Source organism: Variovorax sp. V93 (assembly GCF_041154485.1).
In the GTDB taxonomy this organism is placed as follows: domain Bacteria; phylum Pseudomonadota; class Gammaproteobacteria; order Burkholderiales; family Burkholderiaceae_C; genus Variovorax; species Variovorax beijingensis_A.
This window is the reverse complement of the sequence record NZ_AP028669.1, coordinates 2,068,919-2,083,179: the sequence shown is the minus strand read 5'-3', so window position 1 is coordinate 2,083,179 and position 14,261 is coordinate 2,068,919. Positions and strand designations below refer to the sequence as shown.

The following is a 14,261-nucleotide window of genomic DNA, read 5'->3' as shown; positions in this document are numbered from 1 at the left end:
AACAGGAGACAAGACCATGAAGAAGCAATCCCTCGTCGCCGCCGCGGCCGCCCTGGCCGCCGGCCACTGCCTTGCCCAGTCCTCGCTCACGCTGTTCGGCGTGGTCGATGCGGGCGTCAGCCACTACCGCACCACCAGCAATTCCTGGAACCCGCTGCGCCCGGCCGAGCTGCGGCAAAGCCAGACCGTGCTGTCGCCCTCGGGCAATGCCTCCAGCCGTCTCGGTTTCCGCGGCACCGAAGACCTCGGCGGCGGGCTGGCCGCAGGCTTCTGGCTGGAAGCGCCGCTGAACAATGACACGGGCGGCGGCATCGCGAACTTCGGACGCCGTTCCACGCTCAGCCTGAGCGGTCCTTTCGGCGAACTGCGCCTGGGCCGCGACTACACCGCCTCGTTCTGGAACGACGCCGTGTTCGACCCGTTCAGCGTCAACGGCGTGGGCACGAACCTGATCGCCGTGGTCAACAGCAACATCGCGGCCTCGCGCGCGCTGGCCACGGGCGGCCTGCTGAACGGCGGCCTTTCGGCGGGCACCGACAGCTACCTGCGCACCAGCAACGCCCTCAGCTACTTCCTGCCGCCGGGCCTGGGCGGCTTCTACGGCCAGGTGCAGTACGCACTGCACGAGAACACCAGGATCAGCAACGTGCCCGACAGTCCCTCCAAGCGCGGCCGCTACGTGGGTGGGCGCATCGGCTGGGCCAGCGGCCCGGCCGACGTGGCGCTGGGCTACGGCGAGAGCACGCTGGCCAGCACCGCCGCGCAGGGCGAGAAGATCAAGAGCCTGAACCTGGGTGCCTCGTACGACTTCGGCGCGGTGAAGGTGTTCGGCGAATGGTCGCGCGTGCGCGACGTGCGCAGCAGCGCCACGCCGTTTGCCAATGGCTCGCTGCGCCTGGACGACCGCTATGACGGCCTCATGGCCGGCGTCAACGTGCCGCTGGGCGCGGGCATGCTGCGCGCTTCCTACGCCCGGGTGCGCTTCGTCAACGGGCTCGAGCTGCCGGACGGCAATTCGTCGGTGAACAAGCTGGCGCTGGGCTATGTGCACAACCTGTCGAAGCGCACCGCGCTGTATGCATCGGTGGCGCGCATCCACATCGCCAATGGCCGCAACAACCCGACCGTGATGGGCGTGACGCCGCTGGTGCTGAGCCTGCCGGCGATCTTTCCGCAGCCAGGCTACGCGACCACTGCCGGCATGCAGCCGCGCAGCGCGCTGGGGTACGACTTCGGCATTCGCATGGCGTTTTGAGGATATCCGGCAAGCCACAGGTGGCCGGAGCATTGCGATGGGGCGATTTCGCTGATCCGGCACGGTGAGGGGCCGCTCATGCCTGCGGACCCGTTTCGCCCAGTTCCCCAATGAAAAAGGGCGTCCGGTGGATGAAACCGGACGCCCTTGGACGTTTTATTGGTCGGTGTGAAAGGATTCGAACCTTCGACCCCTTGCACCCCATGCAAGTGCGCTACCAGGCTGCGCCACACACCGAAGCTCTCAATTATAGCCGGCTGAAATCACCGTCCGACGGTCAGCAGCTCACGAATTTCAAAAAGCTCGCGGCGCAGGTGCAGCAACTGCGATGGATCGACCGTGCGAGGCGCGGTCTTGGGCTCGGTCTCGGGGCTGGCCCTGTCTTCTTCCTGGTGGATGGCCGCCTCGAACTCTTCCTGGTCGATCTCGACGGCTTCCATGCCCTCGAGCGGCACCACGCCGGCCTTGCGCCGCTCGCGCTCGCCCTGCACCAGCTCCTGCAGCTTGTTGCGCGCGCCGCTGATGGTGAAGCCCTGGTCGTAGAGCAGGTCGCGGATGCGGCGGATCATGAGCACCTCGTGGTGCTGGTAGTAGCGCCGGTTGCCGCGCCGCTTCATGGGCCGCAGTTGCGTGAACTCCTGCTCCCAATAGCGAAGCACGTGCGGCTTGACGCCGCAGAGCTCGCCCACCTCACCAATGGTGAAGTAGCGTTTGACGGGAATGGGCGGGAGCGTTTTCTCCATTGAAATCAAGACCGTGCGCGGGAAACCTTAGAGATTACTCTACGCACGCGCCGGGCACCAAGCACTTATTCGGCGCCCAGGCTCCACTCGACCTCGGAACTGCCGCCCTGCTCGATGCTTCCGTGGATTTGTTCCTTGAGCTTGGCGCTCGCATGGAAGGTGGCCACGCGCCGCTCGCCGATCGGAATGGCCTCGCCGGTGCGCGGGTTGCGGCCCGGCCGCGGCGCCTTCACGCGAATCTGGAAGTTGCCGAAGCCGGAGATCTTGACGTCGGTGCCCTCGATCAGGCTGTTGGCGATCAGGTCGAAGAAGGCCTCGACCATGTCCTTGGATTCGCGCTTGTTGAGGCCGATCTGTTCGAACAGCAGATCGGCCAGGTGCGCCTTGGTGAGTGCGGGCGTTTCGAGAGCTTCGAGCGTGAATTCCGCAGCGTTCATTCTCATCAACCTCTCAGGCGTGCGCCGAGTCTGGCGCTCAGTTGTTCGACGATGGCACGCACGGCCGGTTCCACCTGCTCGTCGGTGAGCGTGGCGCTGTCGTCCTGGAAGCTCAGGCGGACCGCCATGCTCTTCTCCCCTTGCGCAAGCCCGCCCGATGCCGGCACCGCACCGTCGCGCGCAGGTTGCGGACGATAGATGTCGAACAGCGTGGCGTCACGCAACAGCCCTTGCGCTGCCGGCGCCGAATGAATGGCCTGCATCAGCGCATTGTGCGTGACGGCTTCGGCCACCACCACGGCAATGTCGCGCTCCACCGCCTGGTGCCTGGGCACCGGCTGGGCCACGGGCACGGGCCGCGCGGCGACGGCATCGAGGTCGAGCTCGAACAGCACCGGCGCCAGCGCGAAGTCCCACTTCTGGCGCCAGCGCGGATGCAGTTCGCCGATGAAGCCGATGGCCCTGCCGTCGACCAGCACGCGCGCCGAGCGGCCGGGGTGCAGGGCCGGATGCTCGGCCGGCTCGAAGCTCGGCACCCGCGGTGCGAGCAGCGCTTCGACGTCGCCCTTGGCATCGTAGAAATCGACGCGCTGCGGCTTGCCGTCCCAGCGCGCTTCTTCCGCATCACCCCAGGCGAGGCCGGCCACGCGCATCGGCTGGTCGACGCCGCGCACGGTGCTGTCGGTGGTGGCCACGCTGTCGTCGCGCATGAACACGCGGCCCACTTCGAACACGCGAACGCGCGGCGCCTTGCGGTCGAGGTTGAACTTGAGCACCTGCAGCAGCGAGCCCAGCAGGGACGAACGCATCACGCTCATCTGGCTGGCAATGGGGTTGAGGAGCTTCACCGGATTGGCGTTGCCGGCCAGGTCCTGCTCCCAGTGCGCCTCGACGAAGCTGAAGTTGATGGTTTCCTGGTAGCCGAGCGCGGCCAGGCTGCGGCGCACCGCGAAGCGGCTGCGCCGGGCCTCGGGCCGCACGCGCGCGGTGATGGGCGCGAGCGGCGCGGTGGTCGGCAGGTTGTTGAAGCCGACCAGGCGCGCGACCTCTTCGATCAGGTCTTCCTCGATCAGCAGGTCGAAGCGATGCGGCGGCGGCGTCACGGTCAACGTGCCCTCGCCTTCGCTCAGCGCAAAACCGAGGCGGCGCAGCGCATCGGCGCATTGGGCCTGCGTGAGCGGCATGCCGATGACGCGCGCGGCGCGCGCCACGCGCAGCGTGACGGGCATGGCCTCGGGCACGTTCAGGATCTTGTCGTCCATGGCGCCGGCCTGGCCGCCGCAGATCTCGATGATGAGCTGCGTGATGCGCTCGATGATTTCCACCGTGCGGCTCGGATCGACGCCGCGCTCGTAGCGGTGCCCCGCATCGGTCGAGAAGTTGAAGCGGCGCGAGCGGCCCTGCACGGCTTCGGGCCACCAGAACGCGGCCTCGACGTAGATGTTGCGCGTGTCGTCGGACACCGAGGTGGCATCGCCGCCCATGATGCCCGCGAGCGATTCGACGGCCTGGTCGTCGGCGATCACGCCGACCTTGTCGTCGACGCCGATGGTGTTGCCATTGAGCAGCTTGAGCTGCTCGCCCGCCTTGCCCCAGCGCACCGTGAGGCCGCCGTGGATCTTGTCGAGGTCGAAGATGTGGCTGGGCTGGCCGTACTCGAACATGACGTAGTTCGAGATGTCGACCAGCGGCGTCACGCTGCGCTGGCCGCAGCGCGCCAAGCGATCGACCATCCACGCGGGCGTGGCCACCTTGGTGTTCACGCCGCGCACGATGCGGCCCGAAAAACGGCCGCAGAGTTCGGGCGCTTCCACCTTGACCGGCAGCACGTCGGCAAACGACGCGGCCACCGGCGCGATGGCGGGCGTCTTGAGCGGCGCACCGGTCAGCGCCGCAAGCTCGCGCGCCACGCCGTACACGCTCAGGCCATGCGCGAGGTTGGGCGTGAGCTTGAGCGTGAGCAGCGCGTCGTCGAGCTTGAGCACGTCGCGCACATCGGCGCCAATGGGCGCGTCGGCGTCGAGTTCGAGCAGGCCGCCGTGGTCTTCGCTGAGCTTCAGTTCGCGCGCCGAGCACAGCATGCCCTGGCTTTCCACGCCGCGCAGCTTGCCGAGCTTGATGAGGAAGGGCTTGCCGTCTTCACCGGGCGGCAGTTCGGCGCCGACCAGCGCGCAGGGCACCTTGATGCCGACGCGCGCATTGGGCGCGCCGCACACGATGTTGAGCAAGGCGCCCTGCCCCGCGTCGATCTGGCACACGCGCAGGCGGTCGGCGTTGGGGTGCTGCACGGCTTCCTTGATTTCGCCGACCACGATGCGGCTGAAGGGCGGCGCCACGGGGCGGCGCTCCTCGACCTCGAAGCCGCCCATGGTGAGCGTTTCGGCCAGTGCGGCGCTGTCGAGGGGCGGGTTGCAGAACTCGCGCAGCCAGGATTCCGGGAATTGCATCTCTTCGATCTCGTATTCGGTTTCTGTTTCTATGGACGGGTGCTTACTGGAACTGCGAGAGGAAGCGCAGGTCGCCGTCGAAGAAGAGGCGCAGGTCGTTCACGCCATAGCGCAGCATGGTGAGCCGGTCGGGGCCCATGCCAAAGGCAAAGCCGATGTAGCGCTCGGGGTCGAGCCCCATGTTGCGCACCACGTTCGGATGCACCTGGCCCGAACCCGCGACCTCGAGCCAGCGGCCGGCCAGCGGGCCGCTCGCAAACTGGATGTCGATCTCGGCGCTGGGCTCGGTGAACGGGAAGAAGCTCGGACGGAAGCGCAGCACGAGGTCGTCGCTCTCGAAGAAGGTGCGGCAGAAGTCGGTGAACACGACCTTCAGGTCCTTGAAGCTCACGTTCTCGCCGAGCCACAGGCCTTCGCACTGGTGGAACATGGGCGAGTGCGTGGCGTCGCTGTCGACGCGGTAGGTGCGGCCGGGTGCGATCACGCGGATCTCGGGCGCCTTGACGGTGCCGGTGGCGTCGGCGGCCGCGGCTGCAAATTCAGCCGCGTACTTCTTGATGTGCTGATGCGCATAGCGCACCTGCATCGGGCTGGTGTGCGGACGCAGGTTGTAGGGAATGCCGTCGTCGCCGTTCAGGTCGACATAGAAGGTGTCCTGCATCGAACGCGCAGGATGGTTCGGCGGGTTGTTGAGCGAGGTGAAGCTATGCCAGTCGCTCTCGATCTCGGGGCCGTCGGCCACGTCGAAGCCCATGCTCGAGAAGATCTCCTCGATGCGCTCCAGCGTGCGGCTCACGGGGTGCAGGCCACCCGGGATGCGGCGGCGGCCGGGCAGGCTCACGTCGAGCGCCTCGGCGCGCAGCTGCAGCGAAAGCTCTTCGTCGGCCAGCTGCTGGCGCCGTTCAGTCAGCGCGGACTCGATGGCCTGCTTGGCCACGTTGATGGCGGCGCCGCGCGACTTCTTCTCGTCGACGCTGAGCGCGGCCATGCCCTTCATCAGCTCGGTGATGCGGCCCGACTTGCCGAGGAACTGGGCCTTGGCGTTTTCGAGCTCGGCGGGCGTTTTCGCTTCGGCGAAGGCGGCGCGGGCGGTGGCGACAAGGGAGTCCAACTCGTTCATAGCAACAAAAATTAGGCGGGAAATAAAAAAAGAGCTGGAGCCTTTTCAAGCGCCAGCCCTTGTGCCGTGGGCGCAGGAAGCCGCCCGAAGGCGGCACCCCTGCTGTGCAGAATCAAGCAGCCAGCTTGGCCTTGACCTGCTCCACGATGCCGGCAAAAGCGGCCTTGTCGTGCACTGCGATGTCCGCAAGCATCTTGCGGTCGATCTCGATCCCGGCCTTGCGGATGCCGTTGGCGAACTGGCTGTAGGTCAGGCCCAGTTCGCGCGAGGCGGCGTTGATACGCGCGATCCACAGTTGACGGAATACGCGCTTCTTGGTGCGGCGGTCACGGTAGGCATATTGCCCAGCCTTCATCACCGCCTGTTTGGCGATGCGGAAGACATTGCCGCGGCGACCGCGGAAACCCTTGGCGAGTGCGAGAACTTTCTTGTGGCGGGCGCGAGCCGTTACACCACGTTTGACGCGAGGCATGTGTGTACTCCTTGTTCGTCTAAGTTAAATGCCACGGCCGGGCAGCATGGCGGCGACAGAAACCATGTTGGTCTCATGCACTGCGACTGCACCACGCAGGTGACGCTTGTTCTTGGTGGTCTTCTTCGTCAAGATGTGACGCTTGAAGGCTTGACCGCGCTTGACGGTGCCACCGGGACGAACGCGGAAACGTTTTTTCGCGCTGCTCTTGGTCTTCATTTTGGGCATGTGAATGCTCCTTTAATTTGTGCTCGTGAGGCGCCGCGGATACTCCACGGACTTGTTGGCCCCGAGACACTTCTTTATCCCGCCCCTGCCTGCCCTTCTTGCGAAGCGCCGGCAGCGGCGAAATTCTTCAAACCCTGCTGACTCTCTTTACCTGCCGCCGTGGCGGCCTTTTCAGGCCGCCGCGGGCGCCGACGCTTCCGAAGAAGCCGGCTTTGCGGCACCACCGCCGCCACCCGGCTTCTTGCGGCCCGGCGCGATCATCATGATCATTTGCCGGCCTTCGAGCTTGGGGAACTGCTCCACGACGATCAGGTCGCCCAGCTCATCACGGATTCGCTGCAGCAGCGCCAGGCCGAGCTCCTGGTGCGTGATCTCGCGGCCGCGGAAGCGCAGCGTGATCTTGCATTTGTCGCCCTCTTCAAGAAAGCGCTTGATGTTGCGCATCTTGATGTTGTAGTCGCCGTCGTCGGTACCGGGGCGGAACTTGATTTCCTTGACCTCAATGACCTTCTGCTTCGACTTGGCCTCGGCCGCCTTCTTCTGCTCGTGGTACTTGAACTTGCCGTACTCGATCAGACGGCACACGGGCGGATTGGCCGCGGCAACGACCTCTACCAGATCCACGTCAGCCTCACCGGCGAGGCGCAAGGCCTCGGAGAGACTCATAACACCCAATGGCTCGTTTTCCGGGCCTACAAGGCGGACTTCCGGGGCCATGATTTCCCGGTTCAGGCGGTGTTGGCGTTCCTCGCGGTGGCGGCGGTCGCGAAATGCAGTAGCGATGGTCAGAATCCTTCAAAAATTGCTACAAAATCTGTAGCGGAAGCCGGGTCAGTCCTCGCGGACAAGCGGCATGATTGGGACGAGAAGCACATATGAGGGTGCTTCCGGGACAAATCAACGCTTGTCAGCAACATCCTGGACGAGCCGTTGCACGAACGATTCGAGGGACATTGCACCGAGGTCTTGATTGCCCCGGGCGCGCACTGCGACGGCACCAGCTTCCTTCTCTTTGTCGCCCACGACAAGGATGTAGGGAAGCTTTTGCAACGAATGCTTGCGTATTTTATACGTAATCTTCTCGTTGTGCAGATCCAGCTGGACCCTAAGCCCTTGATTCTGCAGCGTTTTCGCCACTGAAGCGGCGTAGTCGGCCTGTCCTTCGCTGATGTTGAGCACCGCCACCTGCACCGGAGCGAGCCATGCGGGCAGCGCGCCGGCATGGTGTTCGATCAGCATGCCGATGAAGCGCTCGAGGCTGCCGACGATGGCGCGGTGCAGCATGACGGGGTGGGCGCGGCCGCTCGTTTCCGTCACGTATTCGCCGCCCAGGCGCTCGGCCGTGTTGAAGTCGACCTGCATCGTGCCGCACTGCCACTGGCGGCCCAGCGCGTCCTTCAGCGTGTATTCGATCTTGGGGCCGTAGAAGGCGCCGTCGCCGGGCGAGATGATGAAATCGACGCCCGAGCGGCGCAGCGCCTCCATCACGGCGTGCTCGGCCTTGTCCCAGAGTTCGTCGGAGCCCACGCGGTTGTCGGGGCGCGTGGCCACCTTGTAGAGGATGTCCGTGAAGCCGAAGTCGGCATAGACCTTCTGCAGCTGCGCCGTGTAGGCCACGCACTCTTCGAGGATCTGGTCCTCCGTGCAGAAGATGTGGCCGTCGTCCTGCGTGAAGCCGCGCACGCGCATGATGCCGTGCAGCGCGCCGCTGGGTTCGTTGCGGTGGCACTGGCCGAACTCGCCGTAGCGCAGCGGCAGGTCGCGGTAGCTGCGCAGGTCGCTCTTGAAAATGAGCACGTGGCCCGGGCAGTTCATCGGCTTGAGCGCGTATTCGCGCTTTTCCGACTCCGTCGTGAACATGTTGTCGCGGTAGTTCTGCCAGTGGCCCGTTTTCTCCCACAGGCTCTTGTCGAGGATCTGCGGGCCTTTCACTTCCCAGTAGCCCGTGTCGCGGTAGATGCCGCGCATGTACTGCTCCACCGCCTGCCACACGGCCCAGCCCTTGGGGTGCCAGAACACCACGCCCGGCGCCACTTCGTCGATGTGGAACAGGTCCAGTTCCTTGCCGAGCTTGCGGTGGTCGCGCTTCTCGGCTTCCTCGATGCGCTGGATGTACTGGTCGAGCTGCTTCTTGTCGGCCCAGGCCGTGCCGTAGATGCGCTGCAGCTGCTCGTTCTTGGCGTCGCCGCGCCAGTAGGCGCCGGCGAGCTTCGTGAGCTTGAAGACCTTCAGGAAGCGCGTGTTCGGCACGTGCGGGCCGCGGCACATGTCGACGTATTCCTGGTGGTAGTACAGGCCCATGGCCTGCTCGTCGGGCATGTCCTCGACGAGGCGCAGCTTGTAGTCCTCGCCGCGCGACTTGAAGACCTCGATGACCTCGGCGCGCGGCGTCATCTTCTTGACCACGTCGTAGTCCTGCGCAATGAGCTCGCGCATGCGCGCCTCGATGGCGGCCATGTCCTCGGGCGTGAAGGGGCGCTCGTAGGAGATGTCGTAGTAGAAGCCCTCCTCGATCACCGGACCGATGACCATCTTGGCCGTCGGGTAGAGCTGCTTCACCGCGTGGCCGACCAGGTGGGCCGTCGAGTGGCGGATGATCTCCAGGCCCTCGTCGTCCCTGGGCGTGATGATCTGCAGCCTGGCGTCATGGTCGATGACGTCGCTGGCATCGACGAGCTTGCCGTCGACCTTGCCGGCCACCGTCATCTTGGCGAGCCCGGGTCCGATGGACTGGGCAACTTCGGCCACCGAAACCGGGCCGGGGAACTCGCGGCGCGAGTTGTCGGGAAGCGTGATCTGGATCATGGAAAACCTCGGGCGAAAAAACAAAAAGCGCGGTGACTGGCCGCGCTTTGCTTGGGATGAGAGCTGGAAGAAACCAGCGAGCGCGGGCTACCGGCCCTTTTCTTCGGAGACGAAGAAAAAGCCGCTGAATCCTTGCGGAGTAGTTCGCGGTGTCATAACCAAGGTGCCTTTCTCGCTCTTGTTGGGTGCAGAGACCGCAATTCTATCCGCTGGCCGCCGGGCACAAAAAAAGCCCGGCGCTCGGCCGGGCTCGAAGGTGACAGCGAAATTGTTGTGCTGGCGGATTCAGCGGATCAGTGGAATTGCTCTTCCTCGGTCGAGCCGGTCAGCGCCGTGACGCTGGACTTGCCGCCCTGGATGACCGTGGTCACCTCGTCGAAGTAGCCGGTGCCGACTTCCTGCTGGTGCGAGACGAAGGTGTAACCGCGATCGCGCGCTGCGAACTCGGGCTCCTGCACCTTCTCGACGTAGGCGGACATGCCGCGCTGCACGTAGTCTTGCGCCAGGTCGAACATGTTGAACCACATCGAGTGGATGCCGGCCAGCGTGATGAACTGGTACTTGTAGCCCATGGCGCCGAGTTCCTTCTGGAACTTGGCGATGGTGGCGTCGTCGAGGTTCTTCTTCCAGTTGAACGACGGCGAGCAGTTGTAGGCCAGCATCTTGCCGGGGTGCACCTTGTGGACCGCGTCGGCGAACTTCTTGGCGAACTCGAGGTCGGGCGTGCCGGTTTCGCACCACACCAGGTCGGCGTAGTGGGCGTAGGCAATGGCGCGGCTGATGGCCTGGTCGATGCCCTTCTTGGTCTTGTAGAAGCCTTCGGCGGTGCGTTCGCCGGTGAGGAAGGGCTTGTCGTTCTCGTCGTAGTCGCTGGTGATGAGGTCGGCGGCTTCGGCGTCGGTGCGGGCAATCACGAGCGTCGGCGTGCCGCAGACGTCGGCGGCCATGCGCGCGGCGATGAGCTTCTGCACGGCCTCGGTGGTGGGCACGAGCACCTTGCCGCCCATGTGGCCGCACTTCTTGACCGAGGCGAGCTGGTCTTCGAAGTGCACGCCGCCGGCGCCGGCCTTGATCATGGCCTTCATCAGCTCGAAGCCGTTCAGCACGCCGCCGAAGCCGGCCTCGGCGTCAGCGACGATGGGGGCGAAGTAGTCGACGTAGCCCTTGTCGCCGGGGTTCACGTTCTTGGACCACTGGATCTCGTCCGCGCGGCGGAAGGTGTTGTTGATGCGCTCGACCACGGTCGGCACCGAGTCCACCGGGTACAGCGACTGGTCCGGGTACATCGACGAGTAGGTGTTGGCGTCCGCGGCAACCTGCCAGCCCGACAGGTAGATGGCCTTCACGCCGGCCTTCACCTGCTGCATGGCCTGGCCGCCCGTGAGCGCGCCCAGGCAGTTGACGTAGGGCTCGTTGTTCACCAGCTCCCAGAGCTTCTCGGCGCCGCGGCGCGCCAGCGTGTGCTCGATGGGGAAGGAACCGCGAAGGCGAACCACGTCGGCGGCGCTGTAGCCGCGCTTGATGCCCTTCCAGCGGGGATTGGTGGCCCACTCTTTCTCGAGGGCGGCAATTTGCTGTTCGCGGCTCAATTGTTCGGTGAGGGTCTGGGGCATGGTCACTCCGTGAGGTTGATTGAAAGGATCGGGCGCTGCGGCCGTGGAGCTACTCTAAACCGAAGCCGGACTCTTATGTCTTATAGAAGACATATTTTTAATCCATGAAAATCAACCACTTACAAAGACATTTCTCAATGCAAAATTATTTTTCTCATATCGAGAAAAAATATTGCGCCGCAGCAGCCGTCTTTTTCGCAATGTGCAATCGATCTTTCAGGCGTGAAAACCGAACACCGAAAACACCTCAACTGGCTGCGGCGTGCGCCATCCAGTCGCCGCTGTCGATCACTGCGCGCCCTTCGATGCGCGACGGATGGATCTCGTAGACCAGGCATTCGAAGCGCTGCGCACCCGCTTCCACGATCAGGTGGCGGCGGATGTATTCGCCGGAGCCGTCGTCGGCGACGCCCTCGAGCCGGTCGAGCTCGGCCTCCACCTGTTGCGCGATGCGGTAGATCTCGCCGACCACGCGCCGCTCGCCGCCGAGCACCGCGCCGGGGTAGGCACCCAGGTCGTACAGCGTGGCGGCAATGCACGCGTCGGCCACGTGGACCGGCGCGGGCCGGTAGCGTGCGATGTCGTTGCGCCCGCCGCGGCGCAGGGTGCCGTAGACAAAGACGTGTTGCTGCGCGCTTGCGTCCGGCACGCCCTCGGGCTCGGGGGATTGGGGCATCATCGAATCCATCGTTCCAACAAAGCCGTCCAGTCTATTGAACACCACTGCTCCCGCCAGCCGCCTGCTGGCCTATGGCTGCCTGGCCCTGAGCATGTCGCTCGTCGGCGGCTACGTCGCCCTCTCCAAGCCCCTTGTAGCGGCCTTTCCGGTGCTGCTGCTCGCCTGGCTGCGCTTCGGCATCGCGGCGCTGGCCATGCCGCACTGGCTGCGGCGCGCACCGGGCGAGCCGCCGATGAGCGCACGCACGCGCGGGCTGGTCTTTCTCGAATCGTTCCTCGGCAACTTCCTGTTCTCGATCTGCATGCTGTTCGGCGTGAGCCTGACGAGCGCGGTGTCCGCGGGCGTGATCATGGCGTCCATCCCGGCGGCCGTGGCGGTGGCGAGCTGGCTGTTCCTGCGCGAGCGCATCACGTTGCGCATCGGCCTGGCCATCGGCTGCGCTGCCATCGGCATCGGCCTGCTGGCCTTGACGCCAGCGCATGCACCAGCGGCGGGCAACAACGGCGCCGCTGCGCCTTCGATGCCGTGGCTCGGCAACCTGCTCGTGTTCTGCGCGGTGCTCTGCGAAACGGCCTATGCGGTGATCGGCAAGTCGCTCACCGGCCGCCTCGGCCCCAAGCGGATCTCCTCGCTCATCAACCTGTGGGGCTTCGTGCTGTCGATGCCCTTCGGCATCTGGTTGGCGCTGCAGTTCGACTTCACGGCGGTGCGCCTTGGAACCTGGGCGCTGCTCGTGGTCTATGCGCTGGCCGCGAGCATCTGGACCGTGTGGCTCTGGATGACCGGATTGCGCCATGTGCCTGCTGCGCAAGCGGGCGTGTTTGCCGTGATGCTGCCCGTGAGCGCGGCCCTCGTGGGCGTGCTGGTGCTCGGCGAAAGCCTCTCTGCGGCGCAGTTGCTGGCATTCGCTCTTGCACTGGTTGGCGTGGTGCTGGCGACCTGGCCCGCGCCCCGAAGCTGAAAACCGCGGGTTCTCCCCTCTGAAAAAACAACAACTCCCAATGAAAAAACCGCTTTTTCCCTTGGAAACGCGTTTTTTCTCCTTTAGCATCCGCAATGCCACTGGAGACGCAAGTTTTTCATTGGTGACTGTTTAACCAAAAAAGGAAATCAACCATGGCAACTGCAAAGAAGGCTCCGGCCAAGAAAGCTCCGGCAAAGAAGGCCGCTCCCGCAAAGAAGGCTGCGGCTCCTGCGAAGAAGGCCGCACCGGCCAAGAAGGCGGCTCCCGCAAAGAAGGCTGCTGCTCCTGCGAAGAAGGCTGCACCGGCGAAGAAGGCTCCTGCAAAGAAGGCCGCTCCCGCCAAGAAGCGCACGCCCAACGCTGCGTTCATGAAGGCCCTGACCCCCAGCCCGGCACTCGCCGCCGTTGTGGGCTCGACGCCTCTGCCGCGCACCGCAGTCGTGAGCAAGCTGTGGGACTACATCAAGAAGAACAACCTGCAGGACAAGGCCAACAAGCGCAACATCAACGCCGATGCCAAGCTGAAGGAAATCTTCGGCAAGCCGCAAGTGTCGATGTTCGAACTGGCCGCGCTGATCGGCAAGCACGTCAAGTAAGCACCCGGGGGCCCCGCGCTCCCGCATCAGAAAGCCGGCTCATGCCGGCTTTTTTTTCGCCTGCGGCAGCGCCGCTTCCTCCTCGAAGAAGCGCGCCGGCGTGCAGCCGAAGTTCTTGCGGAAGGTCTCGATGAACGCGCTCACCGAGCTGTAGCCAACCGTCAATGCCGCGGCCGTGACCGATTCGCCGAGGCTCAGCCGCTCGACGGCCTTCAGCAGGCGCGCCTGCTGCCGCCATTGCGCAAAGCTCAGTCCGGTCTCGCGGGCGAAGCGGCGCGTGAGCGTGCGGCGCGCCATGCCGATGCGGTGCGCCCACTGGTCGATGGTGTCGGGCATGGCCGGATCGTTCGCGAGCGCCGCGGCCATCGCCGCCAGGCGCTTGTCCTCGGGCATCGGCAGGTGGAGCGACGGCGTTGTTGCGCTGGCGGCCAGTTCGTCGATCAGCACGGCGGCAAGGCGCAGGCGGCGCTCTTCGAACGCCGCCCGCGGAGCATCGAGCGATGCCAGCCGATCGACCAGCGCCCGGATCAGCGGTGTCGTGGCGAACACATGCGGACCGCCCGGCAGGCCGGCCGCCATCGCCGGATCGATGTGCAGGCTCCAGCCCACGGTCGCGCCGAAGCTCTGCGCCGCATGCGCGCAGCGCGGTGCGATCCAGCCGATCCACCCCGGAGGCTGCACCCAGCGCCCCGATGGCGTCTCGATGAGCTGCAGCCCCTTGCGCAAGGCGAACAGCTGTCCGGTCTGGTGCGCGTGATAGCCCGTGACACGCGGCCCCTCGGAGGCGTTGATCCAGAGGCTGACCGGTGCCTCAGCCGACATGCCTGGCCCGCCGGAGGTATCGATTGGCCTCGTGCCGCAAGCCGCAGGGCGCACCGCTGCCTAGCATCGGGTCCATCTTC

14 protein-coding genes and 1 tRNA gene are annotated in these 14,261 nt (G+C 65.2%); 3 read left to right on the top strand and 12 right to left on the bottom strand.

Going from position 1 to position 14,261, the window contains the following annotated elements; all coding sequences use genetic code 11:
- The first annotated feature begins 16 nt into the window (after positions 1 to 16).
- The gene (locus tag ACAM54_RS09910; protein WP_369650561.1) at positions 17 to 1,255 is read left to right on the top strand and encodes a porin; all 1,239 of its coding nucleotides are present in this window, start codon (positions 17 to 19) and stop codon (positions 1,253 to 1,255) included.
- Between the two features lie 160 nt (positions 1,256 to 1,415).
- Here ACAM54_RS09910 and ACAM54_RS09905 read toward each other — a convergent pair.
- The 11 genes from ACAM54_RS09905 to ACAM54_RS09855 all read right to left on the bottom strand — a co-directional run bounded on the left by ACAM54_RS09905 (position 1,416) and on the right by ACAM54_RS09855 (position 11,796).
- Positions 1,416 to 1,492, bottom strand: a tRNA-Pro gene (locus ACAM54_RS09905).
- Between the two features lie 26 nt (positions 1,493 to 1,518).
- Entirely contained in the window at positions 1,519 to 1,998 is a 480-nt protein-coding gene (locus ACAM54_RS09900) for a MerR family transcriptional regulator (protein ID WP_209499609.1), read from the bottom strand.
- Between the two features lie 65 nt (positions 1,999 to 2,063).
- Entirely contained in the window at positions 2,064 to 2,435 is a 372-nt protein-coding gene (locus ACAM54_RS09895) for an integration host factor subunit alpha (protein WP_145745860.1), read from the bottom strand.
- A gap of 5 nt (positions 2,436 to 2,440) precedes the next feature.
- Entirely contained in the window at positions 2,441 to 4,882 is a 2,442-nt protein-coding gene (gene pheT, locus ACAM54_RS09890) for a phenylalanine--tRNA ligase subunit beta (protein ID WP_369650560.1), read from the bottom strand.
- 43 nt (positions 4,883 to 4,925) lie between these two features.
- Entirely contained in the window at positions 4,926 to 6,002 is a 1,077-nt protein-coding gene (gene pheS / locus ACAM54_RS09885; RefSeq protein ID WP_145745862.1) for a phenylalanine--tRNA ligase subunit alpha, read from the bottom strand.
- Positions 6,003 to 6,114: 112 nt separating this feature from the next.
- Positions 6,115 to 6,474 carry a 50S ribosomal protein L20 gene (gene rplT, locus ACAM54_RS09880; RefSeq protein WP_012747009.1) on the bottom strand — a complete coding sequence of 120 codons (360 nt, stop codon included), beginning with the start codon at positions 6,472 to 6,474 and terminating at the stop codon, positions 6,115 to 6,117.
- A 24-nt stretch (positions 6,475 to 6,498) separates the two neighbouring features.
- Positions 6,499 to 6,702 carry a 50S ribosomal protein L35 gene (gene rpmI / locus ACAM54_RS09875; RefSeq protein WP_007832497.1) on the bottom strand — a complete coding sequence of 68 codons (204 nt, stop codon included), beginning with the start codon at positions 6,700 to 6,702 and terminating at the stop codon, positions 6,499 to 6,501.
- A gap of 171 nt (positions 6,703 to 6,873) precedes the next feature.
- Positions 6,874 to 7,494 (bottom strand): translation initiation factor IF-3, encoded by a 621-nt coding sequence (gene infC / locus ACAM54_RS09870; protein ID WP_080515731.1) that lies wholly within the window; start codon positions 7,492 to 7,494, stop codon positions 6,874 to 6,876.
- 105 nt (positions 7,495 to 7,599) lie between these two features.
- A complete protein-coding gene (thrS, locus tag ACAM54_RS09865) occupies positions 7,600 to 9,507 on the bottom strand; it encodes a threonine--tRNA ligase (RefSeq protein ID WP_145745863.1) in 1,908 nt (635 codons plus the stop codon).
- 293 nt (positions 9,508 to 9,800) lie between these two features.
- Positions 9,801 to 11,120, bottom strand: coding sequence for an isocitrate lyase (gene aceA / locus ACAM54_RS09860; RefSeq protein WP_145745864.1), 1,320 nt, complete (start codon positions 11,118 to 11,120; stop codon positions 9,801 to 9,803).
- A 247-nt stretch (positions 11,121 to 11,367) separates the two neighbouring features.
- Entirely contained in the window at positions 11,368 to 11,796 is a 429-nt protein-coding gene (locus ACAM54_RS09855; protein WP_369650963.1) for a gamma-glutamylcyclotransferase, read from the bottom strand.
- A gap of 37 nt (positions 11,797 to 11,833) precedes the next feature.
- Here ACAM54_RS09855 and ACAM54_RS09850 point away from each other — a divergent pair, with 37 nt between their 5' ends.
- Both ACAM54_RS09850 and ACAM54_RS09845 read left to right on the top strand, forming a co-directional pair.
- Positions 11,834 to 12,760: a DMT family transporter gene (locus ACAM54_RS09850; protein ID WP_145745865.1), complete on the top strand. Its 927-nt coding sequence runs from the start codon at positions 11,834 to 11,836 to the stop codon at positions 12,758 to 12,760.
- A 155-nt stretch (positions 12,761 to 12,915) separates the two neighbouring features.
- Positions 12,916 to 13,359 carry an SWIB/MDM2 domain-containing protein gene (locus ACAM54_RS09845; RefSeq protein ID WP_012747003.1) on the top strand — a complete coding sequence of 148 codons (444 nt, stop codon included), beginning with the start codon at positions 12,916 to 12,918 and terminating at the stop codon, positions 13,357 to 13,359.
- Between the two features lie 39 nt (positions 13,360 to 13,398).
- Here ACAM54_RS09845 and ACAM54_RS09840 read toward each other — a convergent pair whose 3' ends face one another.
- Complete coding sequence (locus ACAM54_RS09840; RefSeq protein WP_369650559.1) at positions 13,399 to 14,181, bottom strand: helix-turn-helix transcriptional regulator; 783 nt, start codon at positions 14,179 to 14,181, stop codon at positions 13,399 to 13,401.
- Positions 14,182 to 14,261: the final 80 nt, after the last annotated feature.